This is a genomic window from Streptomyces yokosukanensis (assembly GCF_001514035.1).
Lineage (GTDB): Bacteria > Actinomycetota > Actinomycetes > Streptomycetales > Streptomycetaceae > Streptomyces > Streptomyces yokosukanensis.
In genome coordinates this window covers 624,160-641,864 of record NZ_KQ948206.1, presented here as the reverse complement: position 1 = coordinate 641,864, position 17,705 = coordinate 624,160, and the positions used below count along the sequence as shown (strand labels likewise).

Below are 17,705 nucleotides of genomic sequence, written 5' to 3'. Positions count from 1 at the left end.
GTACGACCGTCCGCCGGAGGCATCCGCACGGCCCTCACCCCGCCGGCACCGGACACCGCACACGGCCCTCACCCCGCCCGCAGCGCCATGGTCATCGCCTCCACCGCCAGCAGCGGTGCCACATTGCGGTCGAGGGCCTCGCGGCACGCGGCGATCGCCTCGACGCGGCGGAGCGTGGATTCCGGGGTGCTGCCGCGCGCCAGCCGCTCCAGGGCGTCCTCGGCGTCGGCATTGGCGATCGCCACGCGGGAGCCGAGCTGGAGGGCGAGGACGTCGCGGTAGAAGGCGGTGAGGTCGCCGAGCGCGATGTCCAGGCTGTCGCGCTGCGTGCGGGTTCTGCGGCGCTTCTGCATGTCCTCGAGGTCCTTCATCACGCCCGCCGTGCCACGCGGCAGCCGACCGCCCTGGGCCGCGCCCAGCGCCGTCTTCAGCTCCTCGGTCTCCTTGCCGTCCATCTCCTCGGCGAGCTGCTTGGCGTCCTCGGCCGCCGCGTCGACCAGTTCCTGGGCGGCCTTCAGACAGGCGCCGACCTCGTCCAGGCGCAGGGGCAGCTTGAGCACGGAGGCGCGGCGCGCGCGGGCCGCCGGGTCGGTGGCCAGGCGCCGGGCCCGGTCGACATGCCCCTGGGTGGCGCGGGCGGCGGCCGCCGCGACCTCGGGATCGATGCCGTCGCGCCGTACGAGCATGTCGGCGACGGCGTGCACGGACGGCGTGCGCAGGTTCAGATGGCGGCAGCGGGAGCGGATCGTCGGCAGCACGTCCTCGACGGAGGGGGCGCACAGCAGCCACACCGTGCGCGGGGCGGGCTCCTCGACGGCCTTGAGGACGGCGTTGGCCGACTTCTCGTTCAGCCGCTCGGCGTCCTCGACCAGGATGATCTGCCAGCGGCCGTTCGCCGGGGCGGTGAAGGACTTGCGGACCGTGTCCCGCATGTCCTTCACGAGGATCTCGGAGCCCACGGCGGCCACGGTGGTGACGTCCGCGTGGGTGCCGAGCAGCGCGGTGTGGCAGCCGTCGCAGAATCCGCAGCCGGGGGCTCCGCCGAGGGCGCGGTCGGGACTCACGCACTGCAGGGCCGCGGCGAAGGCCCTGGCCGTCTGGTTCCGCCCCGCTCCGGGCGGGCCCGTGAACAGCCAGGCGTGCGTCATCTTCGACGACTCTGGCGCAGGCTCGTCGGCCGCGGCGGCCGTGACGCGGGCGTCGGCGTCCCGCGCGGCGGCGCCGAGCACCGCGCTCACCTTCTCCTGCCCGACGAGGTCGTCCCACACGGTCATGGGTCACGCCGCCCTTTCGTCACACTCCGCGTTCCGTCACTCCATTGTGCGGGTGGGCACCGACAACGCGGTCCGCGTGCTCGCCGCCGGTCCACGCGAGCCGACGATAAATCCGCGCCGAAGGCGAAGGCGGCGCCGGTCGGTGTTCCGACCCGCGCCGCCCTCTGCTCGCCGTATCCGGCAGGACCGGCCGTCAGCCTCGCCGACCGCGGCCGCCGCGACCACCGCGGCCCTGCTCCTCGCCCTGGTCGCCGTAGTCCCGCTCGTCGTACGACCCCAGCAGCTCGTCCGCCAGCGTGGGCAGGTCGTCCAGCGGGGTCTCCTCGGCCCAGTCGGGGCGCGGCCGGCGGCGAGGCGTGCCGTCGGCGTCGATCTGGGGCATCTCGCGCGTGCGGTCCTCGGAGCCGTCGGGGCCCGCCGCGGTGCGCTCGTCCCGGAAGAAGCCGGGCGGCATCCGGTCCGCCGGGGCGTCACCCCGTACGGGCGGCAGCACGGCCGTCTCGTCGGCCGCGCCCGGAACCACCGGAGGCAGCACGGCGGTCTCCTCGGCGGAACCGGCAGGACCGGCGGACACGGGCGGGAGGACCGCCGTCTCGTCGGCGGAGCCGGAAGCCAGCGGTGGCTGCGGCAGCTCGGCGGTCACCTCGGAGTCCGAGTGGGAGCCGCCGGAAGCCCTGCCACCCTTGCCGGCCGCGGCGTCCGTGGCGTCGCTGGCGTCCGCGGATTCCTTCGCGTCCTCGGCGCCCTCGCCACCCCTGGCCTTCCCGGCGTCCTCAGCAGAGCCGTCCCGCACCGGGCGCAGTACCGTCGTCTCGTCAGTGCCCGGCTTCCTCGGCTTCCTCGGCTTCCCTTCCGAGACCACCGGTGTCGGAACCGTCTCCTCGGCACCGCGCGCGTCCGGCGACACCACCGGCGTGGGAACCGTCACCGCGTCCGGGACGACGCCCGGCGCGGGCGGCAGGGGTGTGCTGGGCCTGCGGGCCGCCGTGTCGGCCGCCGTCGCTGCCTCGGCCGCCTGTCGGCGCGCTTCCTCGGCACGCAGCAGCGCCTCCTCGGCCTTGCGCTGCTTCTCCAGGCGCCGCGCCTCCTCCTCGGCACGCAGCCGGGCCTGCCGGGCCTCCTCCTCCGCGCGCAGCCGGGCCTCTTCCTCGGCCTGCTTGCGGCGACGCTCCTCCTCGACCCTGCGGCGGGCCTCCTCCTCGGCGCGGGCCTTCTCCTCGGCGAGCAGCCGCTGGCGCTCCTCCTCCGCGCGACGGGCGGCCTCCTCGGCCCGCTGCCGGGCCTCCTCCGCCTGCCGTTCGGCCTCGCGGCGCTGCGCCTCCTCCAGCTCGCGGCGCTTGCGCTCCTCCTCCTCGGCGCGCAGCCGGGCCAGCTGCTCCTGGCGCTCGCGCTCCAGGCGCTCCTCCTCGGCCTTGCGCGCGGCCTCTTCCTCGGCCTTGCGGCGAGCCTCCTCCTCGGCCTTCTTCCGCGCCTCTTCCTGGGCCTTGATCTCGGCCTCGGACAGCGGCAGCACGGTGTCGAGCCGGTGCCGGATCACCGTGGTGACGGCCTCGGGCTCCTGGCCGGCGTCCACGACCAGATAGCGGCCGGGGTCGGAGGCGGCCAGCGTGAGGAATCCGGCCCGCACGCGCGCGTGGAACTCCGCCGGCTCGGACTCCAGCCGGTCCGGCGCCTCGGTGAACCGCTCGCGGGCGGCCTCCGGGGAGACGTCCAGCAGGACGGTCAGGTGCGGGACGAGCCCATTGGTCGCCCAGCGGTTGATGCGGGCGATCTCGGTCGGGGACAGATCACGTCCGGCCCCCTGGTAGGCGACGGACGAGTCGATGTAGCGGTCGGAGATGACGACGGCGCCGCGCTCCAGGGCGGGCCGTACGACGGTGTCGACGTGCTCGGCCCGGTCGGCGGCGTACAGCAGCGCCTCCGCGCGGTGCGACAGGCCCGCCGAGGACACGTCCAGCAGGATCGAGCGCAGCCGCTTGCCGACCGGAGTGGCTCCGGGCTCGCGGGTGAGGACGACCTCGTGGCCCTTGGCCCGGATCCATTCGGCGAGGGCCTCGGCCTGGGTGGACTTGCCGGCGCCGTCGCCGCCCTCCAGGGCGATGAAGAAACCGTTCGTCGCCGGTGTCTCGACCGGGTCGTCGCCGCCGAGCAGCGCGTCCCTGAGGTCCTGGCGCAGCGGGATGCCGGAGCGGTCGTCGACCTTGGCGAGCACCAGCGCCGCCACCGGCAGCAGCAGCGCGCCGACCAGCATCAGTGTGAAGGAGGCGCCGCCGTGCGCGAAGACGAACCGGCCGTTCTCCAGGCGGTGCCGGCCGATGAGTCCGGCGACCACCGGGGCGACCAGCGCGGCGAGCGCGATGGCGACCCGGACGACCGCGTGCAGATGCTCGGTGACACGCGCCCGGCGGTAGTCCTCGGTCTCCTGGTCGAGCAGGGCGTGCCCGGTGTTCGCGGCCACGCCCGCGCCGACGCCGGCGAGCGTGACGATCAGCAGGACCGTGGTGACGTCAGGGACCAGCCCGGCGGCCAGCAGGGCGATGCCGGTGAGGGCGATCGCGAGGGCGAGCAGCCGGCGGCGCGAGAGCGAGGGCAGCAGCGCGGGGGCCGTACGGATGCCGGCGGCGACTCCGCCGGTCAGGCCCAGCACCAGCAGGCCGTACAGGACCGGGCCGCCGCCCAGGTCGGTGGCGTGCAGCACACACACCGACACGGCGGCGGCGATGGATCCGGCGACCGCGGCGCAGGCCGGGACGAGCAGCGGGATCACGCCCGTACGGCCCTTGTCGACGCCGGTGCCGGTGCGCGGGCGGCGCAGGCCCTCCAGCGGGGACCGCGCGCGCGGGGTGCGCACGTCGGGCAGCTCCAGGAAGGTCAGGACGGACAGCGAGGCGGCGAACAGGCCGGCCGCCACATACGCCCCGAGGGCCGCGTGGTGCTGGTCGAACCAGGTCACGCCGGCGCCCAGCAGGTTGTTGAGCAGGGCGGCGACGACCAGCGCGGCGGCCGCGAGCGGGACGGCGAGGAAGCTGGTGCGCAGCGAGAGGCGGCGCAGGGCGTCCATGTGGTCCGGGAGCGGCCGTACGGTCGCGCCCTCCGGGGGCGGACCGGGCAGCAGGGCCGGGGCCGCGCTCTCCCGGCACACCGTCCACAGGCGTTCGGCGACGCCGGTGACGAAGGCGGTGACCAGCAGGACGGCCAGTGCGTTGTCCGGGGTCCAGTCGATCCACAGCGGGGCGACGATCAGCAGCGCGGCGCGCACGCCGTCGGCTCCGACCATGGTCCAGCGGCGGTCGAGCGGGCCCTCCTGGCCGGTGAGCGAGGTCAGCGGGCCGAGCAGGACCGCGCCGAACAGCAGCGCGGCGAGGACACGCGCGGCGAAGACCGTCGCCACTGCGAAGGCCACGCCCCGGTATCCACCCCCGAACGAGCCCTGGGTGATCGCCGCCTGGAGGGCGAGGACGACCAGGACGAGAAGGGCCAGGGTGTCGCCGACACCGCTCACCAGCTGCGCGCTCCACAGGCGCCGCAGCTGCGGTCGGCGCAGCAGGGAACGGACGGCGCGCTCGCGGGAGTCCGCGACCAGGGCGTCGTCCGGGGCTGTAGTGGGGGCCGTTGGCTGCTCGGCTCGCGTCATGCGTTCAGCCTATCGGCAGCCACCGACAGCACACGCCGTCCCTCCTGGCATGCGCACGCCCCGACACCAAAGTGATGCCGGGGCGTTCGCTGAGCGAAGCCGAAGAGGCTGCCGGGAGCGGACCGTCACCGGGGTCGATGCCCCGGGTCCTCCGCGTCGGCCCTCCGGGCCGGAAGCCCGGTGTCAGCCAGGCCTCCGAGCGCGAGTGCCAGGCCTCCGGGCCCGAGCGTCGGTCCTCCGTGCCGGAGTACTCAGTCCTCCGTGCCGGAAGCCGCCGCCTTGGACGCGGTCGCCTTCTTGGCGGTCGTCTTCTTCGCCGTGGTCTTCTTCGCGGCCGCCGTCGTCTTCTTCGCCGCCGTCTTCTTGGCGGCGGTCTTCTTCGCCGGTGCCGTCTTCTTGGCCACGGCCTTCTTCGCGGTCTTCTTGGCAGGAGCCTTCGCACGCTTCTCGGCGAGCAGCTCGAAGCCGCGCTCCGGGGTGATCGTCTCGACACTGTCGCCGGAGCGCAGGGTCGCGTTGGTCTCACCGTCGGTGACGTACGGGCCGAAGCGGCCGTCCTTGACCACGACCGGCTTGCCGGAGACCGGGTCCTCGCCCAGCTCCTTCAGCGGCGGCTTGGCGGCGGCCCGACCGCGCTGCTTGGGCTGGGCGTAGATCGCCAGCGCCTCTTCCAGCGTGATCGTGAAGAGCTGGTCCTCGGACTGCAGCGAGCGCGAGTCCGTGCCCTTCTTCAGATACGGGCCGTAGCGGCCGTTCTGCGCGGTGATCTCCTGGCCCTCGGCGTCCGCGCCGACGATGCGCGGCAGCGACATCAGCTTCAGCGCGTCCTCGAGCGTGACCGTGTCGAGCGCCATCGACTTGAAGAGCGAGGCGGTACGCGGCTTGACCGCGTTCTTGCCGGTCTTCGGGGTGCCCTCGGGGAGGATCTCCGTGACGTACGGGCCGTAGCGGCCGTCCTTGGCGACGATCGTGTGGCCGCTGGCCGGGTCCGTGCCCAGCTCGAAGTCGCCGCTCGGCTTGGCCAGCAGCTCCTCGGCCAGCTCGACGGTCAGCTCGTCCGGCGCCAGGTCGTCCGGGATGTCGGCGCGCTGGTGCTGCTCGCTGTCCTTCTCACCGCGCTCGATGTACGGGCCGTAGCGGCCGACGCGGAGCACGATGTCGCTGCCCACCGGGAACGACGACACCTCGCGCGCGTCGATCGCGCCCAGGTCGGTCACCAGCTCCTTGAGGCCGCCCAGGTGGTCCCCGTCGCCGTTGCCCGCGTCGGCCGCGGTGCCGTGGCCCGTGCCTTCGCCGAAGTAGAAGCGCTTCAGCCACGGCACGGCCTTGGCCTCGCCTGCGGCGATGCGGTCGAGGTCGTCCTCCATCTTGGCGGTGAAGTCGTAGTCGACGAGCCGCCCGAAGTGCTTCTCCAGGAGGTTCACCACGGCGAAGGACAGGAAGGACGGCACCAGGGCGGTGCCCTTCTTGAAGACGTAGCCGCGGTCGAGGATCGTGCCGATGATCGACGCGTACGTCGACGGGCGCCCGATCTCGCGCTCTTCCAGCTCCTTGACCAGGGAGGCCTCGGTGTAGCGGGCCGGGGGCTTGGTGGCGTGGCCGTCGACCGTGATCTCCTCGGCGGACAGCGCGTCGCCCTCGGAGACCTGGGGCAGCCGGCGCTCGCGGTCGTCCAGCTCGGCGTTCGGGTCGTCGGCGCCCTCGACGTAGGCCTTCAGGAAGCCGTGGAAGGTGATCGTCTTGCCGGAGGCGCTGAACTCGACGTCCCGGCCGTCGGCGGCGGTGCCGCCGATCTTCACGGTCACGCTGTTGCCGGTCGCGTCCTTCATCTGGGAGGCGACGGTCCGCTTCCAGATCAGTTCGTACAGCTTGAACTGGTCGCCGGTCAGGCCGGTCTCGGCGGGGGTGCGGAAACGATCACCCGAGGGCCGGATCGCCTCGTGGGCCTCCTGCGCGTTCTTGACCTTCGCCGCGTACGTTCGCGGCTGCGGCGGCAGGTAGTCGGCGCCGTACAGCTGCGTGACCTGGGCGCGGGCGGCCGTGACCGCGGTGTCGCTCAGCGTCGTGGAGTCCGTACGCATGTACGTGATGTAGCCGTTCTCGTACAGCTTCTGGGCGACCTGCATCGTCGCCTTGGCGCCGAAGCCGAGCTTGCGGCTGGCCTCCTGCTGCAGCGTCGTCGTACGGAACGGGGCGTACGGCGAGCGGCGGTACGGCTTGGACTCGACGGAGCGCACGGAGAACCGGGTGCTCTCCAGGGCGGCGGCGAGGGCGCGGGCGGTCGCCTCGTCGAGGTGGAGGGTGTTCGCGCTCTTGAGCTGTCCCAGGGAGTCGAAGTCGCGGCCCTGCGCGATCCGCCGGCCGTCGACGGTCTGCAGGCGGGCGACCAGCGACGACGGGTCCGACGGATCTCCCGCGCGGCCGGTCGCGAAGGTGCCCGTCAGGTCCCAGTACTCGGCAGAACGAAACGCGATGCGCTCGCGTTCCCGCTCGACGACGAGTCGCGTCGCGACGGACTGCACGCGCCCGGCCGACAGCCGGGGCATGACCTTCTTCCACAGGACCGGCGAGACCTCGTAGCCGTAGAGGCGGTCGAGGATGCGGCGGGTCTCCTGGGCGTCGACCAGCTTCTGGTTGAGCTGGCGCGGGTTGGCGACGGCCTCGCGGATCGCGTCCTTGGTGATCTCGTGGAAGACCATCCGCTTCACGGGGATCTTCGGCTTGAGGACCTCCTGGAGGTGCCAGGCGATCGCCTCGCCCTCCCGGTCCTCATCGGTGGCGAGGAACAGCTCGTCGGAATCCTTCAGCAGGTCCTTGAGCTTCTTGACCTGCGCCTTCTTGTCGGCATTGACGACATAGATCGGCTGGAAGTCATGGTCGACGTCCACACCGAGGCGGCGGACCTCGCCGGTGTACTTCTCGGGCACCTCCGCGGCGCCGTTGGGGAGGTCGCGGATGTGCCCGACGCTCGCTTCGACGACGTAGCCGGGGCCGAGGTAGCCCTTGATCGTCTTCGCCTTGGCAGGCGACTCGACGATGACGAGTCGGCGGCCGCCCTGTGCGGTCTCGCTGGTCGGGGACAACTTCGCTCTTCTCTCCGGTCGACGCTGGGGCCTCCCCAGGCCTTTGTCCCGGGGTCGCGGCGTACAGCTGGCACGTGTGACGCTGCGGAGTGTGACGGTACATCCCGCCCCCGTGTCAAACGGGAAAAGCCCACAACGGCCACTCGAACGGTAACCCGACTACCGCCATTCCTGCCGCCCGGAGTACCGGGTACCCACAGGAGGCATGTCCGGAGCGTGACGCTCCTTTTACTCCCGCGGCGCTCTCTCCGCCGCGCGCCCGCCGACGTCAGAGGCGGGTCAGGCAGTACACACCGAGGGCCAGCGCGACAGTCCCGGCCGCACTCGCGAGGGCGGCCGATGCGACCTGGTTCACACCGTGGGCCACCGGCTCGCGGCGCTTGAGGCGGGTTCCGGTCCAGGCCAGCAGGGCGCCTCCGAACAGGGCGAACACCGTTCCCGCGAAGATCGCCGGCACGCTCTCCATCGCCCGCCCCACCCTTTCCGTGCCGTCCGGCTCTGCCCAGCGCGGGGAGAGTGGCACGCGCGAGAGACACGCGAGCGACATCGGGATGAACGGAGGGTCGACGCATTACCGCACATACGATCGAACGGCGTCGGTACGGGACACGGGGCCCGTATTTTTCCGGCCGTTTTCCCGGCACCGGCGCGTCACGGCGCCCACCGCCGGTCCGCGGGGGCCTGTGCCACCGGCATACGACGATGATCCGGGCGCGGCCACCCCGGCATCCCGGAGTGGCTACGACCGCACAGGCATCCGGTGTACCTCAGGCGAACCAGCCGCCGTCCCCCCGCCTCACCGCGCCGGCTCGAGGAAGCCCTGCTCCACCAGCAGCCGGATCTGCGCGGGGGTGCGGTCGCGGAGGAACACCGGGTCCTCGTTGACGAGTTGGGCGATGGCGTCCAGGATGCGGCCCGCGCTCAGCGTGCCGTCGCAGACGCCCGCGAACCCGGCGCCGACCGTGTCCACCTTCGTGGCCCGGCGCATCCCGCGGTGCTGGCGCAGCACCACGTGCTCCGGGTCCTCGGCGCCGGGCAGCCCGACCTGCTCCTGGACCACCTCGGCGGCGAGCCTGAAGTGGCTGTCGAGGAGCGCCGCGTCGTCGTGCTCCCGGAGATAGTCGAGGCGCTCGAAGTGCGCCAGGATCGTGTCCCCGAGGGGCTGCTCGACCGGGTGCGGCCACTCCTCCACGGTGACGACGGGCTCGGCGGAACCCGTCCTGCGCAAAGTGATCCAGCCGAAGCCGACCGCCTTGACCTTGCGCGCCTCGAACTCGTCGAGCCAGGCGTCGTAACGCGCCTGGTACTCCGCCGGATCCCCGCGGTGGTCACCGGCGTCCCTCAGCCACAGCTCGGCGTACTGCGTGACGTCCTGCACCTCGCGCTGCACGATCCAGGCATCGCACCCGCGCGGCACCCACGACCTGAGCCTGTCCTGCCAGTCCTCCCCTGCCACGTGCTGCCAGTTGGCGAGGAACTGCGCGAACCCGCCCTCGTTCAGCCGTTCCCCCGCCCGCTGAACGAGCGAGCGGCACAGATCGTCCCCGCCCATGCCCCCGTCCCGGTACGTCAGCCGGGCACCGGGAGAGATGACGAACGGCGGGTTGGACACGATCAGATCGAAGGTCTCGTCGTCGCGCACGGGCGCGTAGAGCGAACCCTCGCGCAGGTCGGCGGCGGGCGCGCCGGAGAGCGCGAGCGTGAGCGCGGTGATGTGCAGCGCGCGCGGGTTGAGGTCGGTCGCCGTCACGCGTGTGGCGTGCTGGGCGGCGTGCAGCGCCTGGATGCCGGAGCCCGTGCCGAGATCGAGGGCGGCCGCGACCGGCGTGCGGACGGTGATGCCGGCGAGGGTCGTGGAGGCGCCGCCGACGCCCAGGACGACACCCTCGTCGCGCTGCCCGATGCCGCCGGCACCGCCGACGGCGCAGCCCAGGTCGGAGACGATGAACCAGTCCTCGCCGCCGGAGCCGCCGTAGGGCCGCACGTCCACGGTGGCGGCCACCTCGTCGCCGCCGACACGCGTGAGCCACCCGGCGTCCAGCGCCTCCTCGACCGGCAGAACGGCCGCCACGCGCGCGTGCGGCACCGGTTGCTGGAGCAGGAAGAGCCGTACGAGCGTCTCCAGCGGCGTGTCGCCACGGGTCGCCCGCAGGGCGGGCACGGTCTCGCTGCGGGCCAGCGCCGCGTACGCGGGGGCGCCGAGCAGATCGAGCAGCCCGTCGGCGGTGAAGGAGGCGGCCAGCAGCGCGTCCCGCAGGCGTGCGGCGACGTCGGGCCGGTCGGAAGCGGGCAGGGAAGCGAGTCCGGAGTCAGTCACGCCCCCATTGTGGCCCGCGCCGCATCCCGCACGCGGCCTCAGCACACCTCACCGACGCGGCCCGGCCACGGCGAGGACGCCTCACCGGCACGGCCCGACCACGGCCGGGCCGGCGCGCCGACACGGCCCGCGCATGGGCCCGCACATGTCGCCGACGGGCCTCGGCCAAGACCCGCCGGCCGTGGGCCGCCGGGTGCCGCCCAGGGGCGGTCGTGTCAGCCCGCCGACGACGAGGCCGGTGACGAGGCCGACGAGGCGACCTTCTTGCAGCTGGCCTGCTGGGCGATGGCGTTCTTGACGTCGCCCTGCTGGAGCTTCTCCAGCGCGTCGGTGCCGCTCTTGTGCTGCTTCTCCAGGTCCGTCATCTGCGTGGCGATGTCGTGGAGACCGGAGGCGAACTTCGCCTGGTCCTTGGTGTCCAGCGCGTCGACCTGCTTCTTCAGGCCGGCGTAGGAGGCGGAGAGCCCGCTGAAGCTCTTCACGACGGCCTGCAGCCGCTTGGTGCCGTCGGCGACACCGGGAGGCGCACCCGCGCTGCTGACGGCGGTGGCGATCGCCTTGTAGCCGTCGGACATGTCCTTGAAGGCCTGGGAGTCGGTCTTCTGGAGGGTCTCGGGCTTGGCCGTGTCGGCGGCCGTCGTGCTGATCGCCGCGTTCGCCGACTTGATCTTCGCGTCCTGCGCGGGCACCGCGTCGCACACCGACTTGGCCCAGGCGACCAGCTTGGGGTCGGGCCCCTTGTCACCGCCGCTGCTGGTGCATCCCGTCAGTGCCACCACCAGTACCGCACCGCCGGACAGTGCGGCCGTGAGCTTCTTGTTCACCGGATTGGTCCCTTCCCTGGCTCTCGGCCCACGGACCCTACACGGCGGACGCACACCCTCCCCACCCCGTACGCCCCCAAAGTCACATTTTTGTACTCTTTGCACCATGAGAGAAGGCTCACCACGTGGGCGAGCCCACAGACACAGGTGGGCGGGCGGGCGGCGCGTCAGTACGCGCCGTCCGCCCGCCCGTTGAGCAGGGTGCCCCCGGCAGACCGAGGAGTACGCCTACGAAACCACCGCCGTGTTCGGTGAGTTGGCGACCCGCTCGGTGCTCTCCTCGTCGCCGACGGCGATACCGCGCCGCTTGGAGACGTACACGGAGACGACGATCACCAGGAGCGCGAAGGCCGCGATCGTGATCCGTACGGCCAGGTTCTTGTCGTTGCCGTAGGAGAACTTGATGACCGCGGGCGCGATGAGCAGCGACACCAGGTTCATGACCTTCAGCAGCGGGTTGATCGCCGGTCCCGCGGTGTCCTTGAAGGGGTCGCCGACCGTGTCGCCGATCACCGTGGCCGCGTGGGCCTCACTGCCCTTGCCGCCGTGATGACCGTCCTCCACCAGCTTCTTGGCGTTGTCCCAGGCGCCGCCGGAGTTGGCGAGGAACACCGCCATCAGCGTGCCCGCGCCGATCGCGCCGGCGAGGTAGGAGCCGAGCGCACCGACGCCGAGCGTGAAGCCGACGAAGATCGGCGCCATCACGGCGAGCAGACCCGGTGTGGCCAGCTCCCTGAGGGCGTCCTTGGTGCAGATGTCGACGACCTTGCCGTACTCGGGCTTCTCGCTGAAGTCCATGATCCCGGGCCTCTCGCGGAACTGCCGCCGCACCTCGAACACCACCGAACCCGCCGAGCGCGACACGGCGTTGATGGCCAGTCCGGAGAAGAGGAAGACGACCGCGGCGCCCGCGATGAGGCCGACGAGGTTGTTGGGCTGCGAGATGTCCAGGGACAGGCTCAGCGGCGCGCCCGGCCCGGTGAGCTTCTCCCCGACGTCCTGCACGTTGGTGGTGATCGCGTCGCGGTACGACCCGAACAGCGCCGACGCGGCGAGGACGGCGGTGGCGATGGCGATGCCCTTGGTGATGGCCTTGGTGGTGTTGCCGACCGCGTCCAGGCTGGTGAGCACCTGGGCGCCCGCGCCCTGGACGTCGCCGGACATCTCGGCGATGCCCTGGGCGTTGTCGGACACCGGACCGAAGGTGTCCATGGCGACGATCACGCCCACCGTGGTGAGCAGTCCGGTGCCGGCCAGCGCGACCGCGAACAGCGCCAGCATGATCGACGTACCGCCGAGCAGGAAGGCGCCGTACACGCTGAGCCCGATGAGCAGCGCCGTGTAGACGGCCGACTCCAGACCCAACGAGATGCCGGACAGGACGACCGTGGCCGGGCCCGTGAGGGAGGTCTTGCCGATGTCCCGCACGGGGCGGCGGTCGGTCTCGGTGAAGTAGCCGGTCAGCTGCTGGATGACGGCGGCCAGCAGGATGCCGATCGCCACCGCGACCAGGGCGAGGACCCGCGGATCGCCGTCCTTGCCCCGGATCGCCGCGTCGGTCACCCCGTTGAGATCGGAGTACTTCGACGGCAGATAGACGTAGACGGCGACCGCGACCAGCGCGAGGGAGATCACCGCGGAGATGAAGAAACCGCGGTTGATCGCGGCCATGCCGCTGCGGTCGGTGCGGCGCGGGGCGACCGCGAAGATGCCGATCATCGCCGTGATGACGCCGATGGCGGGCACGAGCAGCGGGAACGCCAGGCCGGAGTCACCGAAGGCGACCTTGCCCAGGATCAGGGCGGCCACCAGGGTCACGGCGTACGACTCGAAAAGGTCGGCCGCCATGCCCGCGCAGTCGCCGACGTTGTCGCCCACGTTGTCGGCGATGGTCGCGGCATTGCGCGGATCGTCCTCCGGAATGCCCTGTTCGACCTTGCCGACCAGGTCGGCGCCGACGTCGGCGGCCTTGGTGAAGATGCCGCCGCCCACACGCATGAACATGGCGATCAGGGCGGCGCCGAGGCCGAAGCCCTCCAGCACCTTCGGTGCGTCGGCCGCGTACACCAGCACTACACAGGAGGCGCCGAGCAGGCCGAGCCCCACCGTGAACATGCCGACGACGCCGCCCGTACGAAATGCGATCTTCATCGCGGTGTGCGAGACGGTGGTGAGATCCTTTTCTGGTTCTCCTGGTGCCGGTGTGGCCTCTCGGGCCGCCGCGGCCACCCGCACATTGCTGCGCACGGCGAGCCACATGCCGATATAGCCGGTGGCCGCCGAGAACACCGCACCGATCAGGAAGAACACCGATCGCCCGGCACGCTGATTCCAGTCGTCCGCGGGCAGCAGCATGAGCAGGAAGAAGACGACGACAGCGAATGCGCCGAGCGTGCGCAACTGCCGGGCGAGATACGCCTTCGCACCTTCCTGGACCGCCTCGGCGATCTGTTTCATGCTGTCGGTGCCCTCACCTGCGGCCAGTACCTGGCGCACCAGGATCCCCGCGACCACGAGCGCGGCCAGGGCGACGGCCGCGATGACAGCCACCATGATCCGGTTGTCGTCGGTCAGGACCGCGGCTGCAAGGGATGTGGGGTGATCCGATTGTGGGATGGAAAGCCCCGCCATTCGTCCTCCTTGACGCTTGGACTGAGCTCAAGATGTGGACGGATTCTAGGTACCTCGGAGTGATCTCAACAGAGCGCGGGAAACGGAATTAGCCTCAACGGGCTCATCAGCAAATGATCGCGATCCCGCCACCCCACCCGAAGGAAGTAATGCCCTCGGACCATTGACGGCCCATTGCCCCCTGATTGCGGCTTGATCAATTGATCCAGGGCTTTGATCGTGAATTCATTCACGAATTCGTGGGCGTGTCGGAAAACGCTGAGGGCCCTGCTCGGCAGGGCCCTCGAACGGTGGAACGGCAGTGCTTCAGACCAGCGCCGCGGTCGGCGGTGTGGTCGGCCAGGTCATGCGGATCCGGCCGCCGTCCTGTCCGGTGGTGACCTCGACGTCGTCGACGAGGCCGCTGATGACCGCGAGGCCCATCTCGTCCTCCTCGATCTCCGCCTCGCCGTCCTGCGCGGCGCCCGGCGTGCCCCCCGGGGCGGCGTGCGGCGCCTCGTCGCCGACCTCGATGGAGAACTGTTTCTCCTCCTCGATCAGCGCCACCTTCACAGGCGCGGTGATGCCGCTGATCTGGTGGAGTCCGACGGCCCGGGAGCAGGCCTCGCCGACGGCGAGCCGGACCTCGTCCAGGACGGCCTCGTCCACTCCTGCCCTGCGTGCCACCGCGGCCGCCACCAGACGGGCGGTCCGGACGTGCTCGGGCAGCGCGCTGAAGCGGAGTTCGACGACGGCCATGCATCCCCCTCGCGACTACGGGCGTGCGATCGGGGGCGGGGCCGGAAAGCCCGCACCCCCTGCTGTGTTTCTGTGCCCGGGCCCCTTCAGCGGCCCGGACGGGACCGCCCGGCGTACGGGCTCCGGCTGGAGCCCGACGCCGGTGGCGCACCCAGGGTCAGTCGGTGGCCTGCACCGCGTCCTCGACCGAGGTGTGGATCGGGAACACCTTGGTGAGGCCGGTGATGCGGAAGATCTTGAGAATGCGCTCCTGGTTGCAGACCAGGCGCAGCGAGCCCTCGTGGGCACGCACTCGCTTCAAGCCACCGACCAGCACGCCGAGCCCGGTGGAGTCGAGGAAGTCCACGCCCTCCATGTCGACGACGAGGTGAAAATTCCCGTCGTTCACCAGCTCGACCAACTGCTCGCGCAGCTTGGGCGCGGTATACACGTCGATTTCGCCACCGACTCGGACGACCGTACGATCGCCGACGGTCTCGGTCGACAGGGACAGGTCCACGGATCCTCCAGCACCTTGCTATCGAGCGGTCGCCCCTCGGACACCTCGGCTTGAGGCCCCCGGGACGCTTCGCCAGCCGCGATGGCATTCAATCACTTACGGGCAGGCGTGCACGACGCCTTGGCTCCATTGTCCGTCACGCCAGTGACACACTCGGTCCCGATGGCCAAGAATCACCGATCTGATCGATCCCCGGCCGACCCGGCCCGCCGCCCGTCTCCGGGGGCGGTCCTGGACCGGCTCGCCTCGGGGCCGAGCCGGGCTGCGCGCATCACTCATACGGAGCACTTGCCCCCGCGCGCGGGTCGCCATGCCGTCTGGCCTCACCGGATTCGAACCGAGGTGATCGCGGCCGTCCAGGCCTACGGCATCGAACACCCCTGGGCGCACCAGGCGCTGGCCGCCGAGCACGCCCTGGACGGCGATTCGGTGGTCGTCGCCACCGGCACCGCCTCCGGCAAGTCCCTCGCGTATCTCGTGCCCGTCCTGTCCACCCTTCTGGATGGCTCCGAGGCGCCGAACGGCCGAGGCGCCACCGCCCTGTACCTGGCGCCCACCAAGGCGCTCGCGGCGGATCAGTGCCGGTCGGTGAAGGAACTTTCACAACCCCTCGGCAATGCCGTACGCCCCGCCGTGTACGACGGCGACACCCCCTTCGAGGAACGGGAGTGGATCCGCCAGTACGCCGGCTACGTCCTCACCAACCCCGACATGCTGCACCGCGGGATACTTCCCTCCCACCCGCGCTGGTCCTCCTTCCTGAAGTCGCTCAAGTACGTCGTCGTCGACGAGTGCCACACCTACCGGGGCGTCTTCGGCTCGCACGTCGCCCAGGTGCTGCGCCGCCTGCGCCGCCTGTGCGCCCGCTACGGCGCCTCGCCCGTCTTCCTGCTGGCCTCAGCGACCGCCGCCGAGCCTGCCGTGGCGGCGCGGCGGCTGACCGGCCTGCCGGTGATCGAGGTCGCCGACGACGCCTCCCCTCGCGGGGAACTCGTCTTCGCCCTCTGGGAGCCCCCGCTCACCGAACTGCACGGAGAGCGGGGCGCCCCTGTACGGCGCACCGCCACCGCCGAGACCGCCGACCTGCTGACCGACCTGACCGTGCAGGGCGTGCGCTCGGTCGCCTTCGTACGGTCCCGGCGCGGCGCCGAGCTGATCTCGGTGATCGCCCAGGAGAGGCTGGCCGAGGTCGACCGCTCCCTGGTCCGGCGTGTCGCGGCCTACCGCGGCGGCTACCTCCCCGAGGAGCGCCGCGCCCTGGAACGCGCCCTGCACTCCGGGGAACTCCTCGGCCTCGCCGCCACGACGGCCCTGGAGCTGGGCGTGGACGTCTCCGGCCTGGACGCGGTGGTGATCGCCGGCTACCCGGGCACGCGCGCGTCCCTGTGGCAGCAGGCGGGCCGGGCCGGGCGCTCCGGACAGGGCGCGCTCGCCGTCCTGGTGGCCCGCGACGACCCGCTGGACACCTTCCTCGTCCACCACCCGGAGGCGCTGTTCGACCAGCCCGTGGAGTCGACGGTCCTCGACCCCGACAACCCCTACGTCCTCGCCCCGCACCTGTGCGCCGCCGCCGCGGAACTCCCGCTGACCGAGGAGGACCTGGACCTCTTCGGACCCGCCTGCGCGGACGTGCTGCCGCAGCTGGAGGCCGCGAAGCTGCTGCGCCGGCGGACGAAGGCCTGGCACTGGACGCGCCGGGAGCGGGCCGCCGACCTGACCGACATCCGCGGCGCCGGCGGCCGCCCCGTGCAGGTCGTCGAGTCCGGCACGGGCCGCCTGCTTGGCACGGTCGACGCCGGCGCCGCGCACTCCGCGGTCCACGAGGGCGCGGTCCATCTGCACCAGGGCCGCACCTATCTGGTGCGCTCGCTCGACCTGGAGGACGGCGCGGCCCTCGTCGAGCAGGCCGACCCGCCGTACTCCACGGTCGCCCGCGACACCACCTCGATCTCCGTCCTGGAGACCGACACCGAGATCCCGTGGGGCGCCGGCCGCCTCTGCTACGGCTCGGTCGAAGTCACCAACCAGGTGGTCTCCTACCTCCGCAGACGTCTCATCACCGGCGAAGTGCTCGGCGAGACGAAACTCGACCTCCCTCCTCGTACGCTGCGCACCCGGGCGGTGTGGTGGACGGTCACCGACGACCAGCTGGACGAGGCCCGGATCAACCCGGAGATCCTCGGTGGCTCCCTGCACGCCGCCGAACACGCCTCCATCGGCATGCTCCCCCTCTTCGCGACCTGCGACCGCTGGGACATCGGCGGCGTCTCCGGCCCGCTGCACCCCGACACCCTGCTCCCCACGGTCTTCGTCTACGACGGCCACCCCGGCGGTGCGGGCTTCGCCGAGCGGGCCTTCCGCACCGCCCGCGCCTGGCTCTCCGCCACCCGCGAAGCCATCGCCTCCTGCGAGTGCGAGGCCGGCTGCCCGTCCTGCATCCAGTCCCCCAAGTGCGGCAACGGCAACGACCCACTGCACAAGAGGGGGGCGGTACGACTCCTCACGGCACTGCTGCGGGGAGCCCCGGAGGAGAAGCCGACGCAAGAGACCGAGGAGAAGCCGACGGAGGAGAGCCCGATCCCCTGGAGCCCGGAGAACGAGGAGGGTCCGGAGAACGGGAGGGGCTCGGAGCGCGGGACGGGCCCGAGGAGCGGAGGGAACTCGGCCGCGCCGGCTCCCGGGCAGGTGCCCGGGGCCTGAGCGGG

The 17,705-nt window shown here is 71.9% G+C and carries 10 protein-coding genes; 1 reads left to right on the top strand and 9 read right to left on the bottom strand.

Annotated features, from left to right (window positions below; translation table 11 throughout):
- Positions 1-68: 68 nt before the first annotated feature.
- The 9 genes from AQI95_RS02850 to bldG all read right to left on the bottom strand — a co-directional run bounded on the left by AQI95_RS02850 (position 69) and on the right by bldG (position 15,000).
- A complete protein-coding gene (locus tag AQI95_RS02850) occupies positions 69-1,274 on the bottom strand; it encodes a DNA polymerase III subunit delta' (protein ID WP_067116621.1) in 1,206 nt (401 codons plus the stop codon).
- 193 nt (positions 1,275-1,467) lie between these two features.
- Entirely contained in the window at positions 1,468-4,908 is a 3,441-nt protein-coding gene (gene tmk / locus AQI95_RS02845) for a dTMP kinase (RefSeq protein ID WP_067116618.1), read from the bottom strand.
- 251 nt (positions 4,909-5,159) lie between these two features.
- Entirely contained in the window at positions 5,160-7,991 is a 2,832-nt protein-coding gene (gene topA, locus AQI95_RS02840) for a type I DNA topoisomerase (protein WP_067116615.1), read from the bottom strand.
- Between the two features lie 268 nt (positions 7,992-8,259).
- Entirely contained in the window at positions 8,260-8,457 is a 198-nt protein-coding gene (locus AQI95_RS48270) for a hypothetical protein (RefSeq protein WP_067116612.1), read from the bottom strand.
- 330 nt (positions 8,458-8,787) lie between these two features.
- The gene (locus AQI95_RS02830) at positions 8,788-10,308 is read right to left on the bottom strand and encodes a DUF7059 domain-containing protein (protein ID WP_067116610.1); all 1,521 of its coding nucleotides are present in this window, start codon (positions 10,306-10,308) and stop codon (positions 8,788-8,790) included.
- A gap of 215 nt (positions 10,309-10,523) precedes the next feature.
- The gene (locus AQI95_RS02825; RefSeq protein WP_067116607.1) at positions 10,524-11,132 is read right to left on the bottom strand and encodes a small secreted protein; all 609 of its coding nucleotides are present in this window, start codon (positions 11,130-11,132) and stop codon (positions 10,524-10,526) included.
- Positions 11,133-11,360: 228 nt separating this feature from the next.
- The gene (locus AQI95_RS02820) at positions 11,361-13,763 is read right to left on the bottom strand and encodes a sodium-translocating pyrophosphatase (protein WP_067116603.1); all 2,403 of its coding nucleotides are present in this window, start codon (positions 13,761-13,763) and stop codon (positions 11,361-11,363) included.
- Between the two features lie 306 nt (positions 13,764-14,069).
- Positions 14,070-14,501, bottom strand: coding sequence for an ATP-binding protein (locus AQI95_RS02815; RefSeq protein ID WP_067116600.1), 432 nt, complete (start codon positions 14,499-14,501; stop codon positions 14,070-14,072).
- Between the two features lie 157 nt (positions 14,502-14,658).
- Entirely contained in the window at positions 14,659-15,000 is a 342-nt protein-coding gene (gene bldG, locus AQI95_RS02810; RefSeq protein ID WP_067116597.1) for an anti-sigma factor antagonist BldG, read from the bottom strand.
- An 81-nt stretch (positions 15,001-15,081) separates the two neighbouring features.
- On the opposite strand from bldG, the gene AQI95_RS02805 reads away from it, so the two are divergent.
- Positions 15,082-17,700 (top strand): DEAD/DEAH box helicase, encoded by a 2,619-nt coding sequence (locus AQI95_RS02805; RefSeq protein ID WP_244188595.1) that lies wholly within the window; start codon positions 15,082-15,084, stop codon positions 17,698-17,700.
- The last annotated feature ends 5 nt before the right edge of the window (positions 17,701-17,705 follow it).

Bases quoted from the DNA above. Each gene is read 5' to 3' on its own strand.
- tmk (WP_067116618.1), bottom strand. From the start codon at position 4,908: ATGACGCGAGCCGAGCAGCCAACGGCCCCCACTACAGCCCCGGACGAC.
- AQI95_RS02815 (WP_067116600.1), bottom strand. From the start codon at position 14,501: ATGGCCGTCGTCGAACTCCGCTTCAGCGCGCTGCCCGAGCACGTCCGG.
- AQI95_RS48270 (WP_067116612.1), bottom strand. From the start codon at position 8,457: ATGGAGAGCGTGCCGGCGATCTTCGCGGGAACGGTGTTCGCCCTGTTC.
- AQI95_RS02805 (WP_244188595.1), top strand. From the start codon at position 15,082: ATGGCATTCAATCACTTACGGGCAGGCGTGCACGACGCCTTGGCTCCA.
- AQI95_RS02850 (WP_067116621.1), bottom strand. From the start codon at position 1,274: ATGACCGTGTGGGACGACCTCGTCGGGCAGGAGAAGGTGAGCGCGGTG.
- AQI95_RS02820 (WP_067116603.1), bottom strand. From the start codon at position 13,763: ATGGCGGGGCTTTCCATCCCACAATCGGATCACCCCACATCCCTTGCA.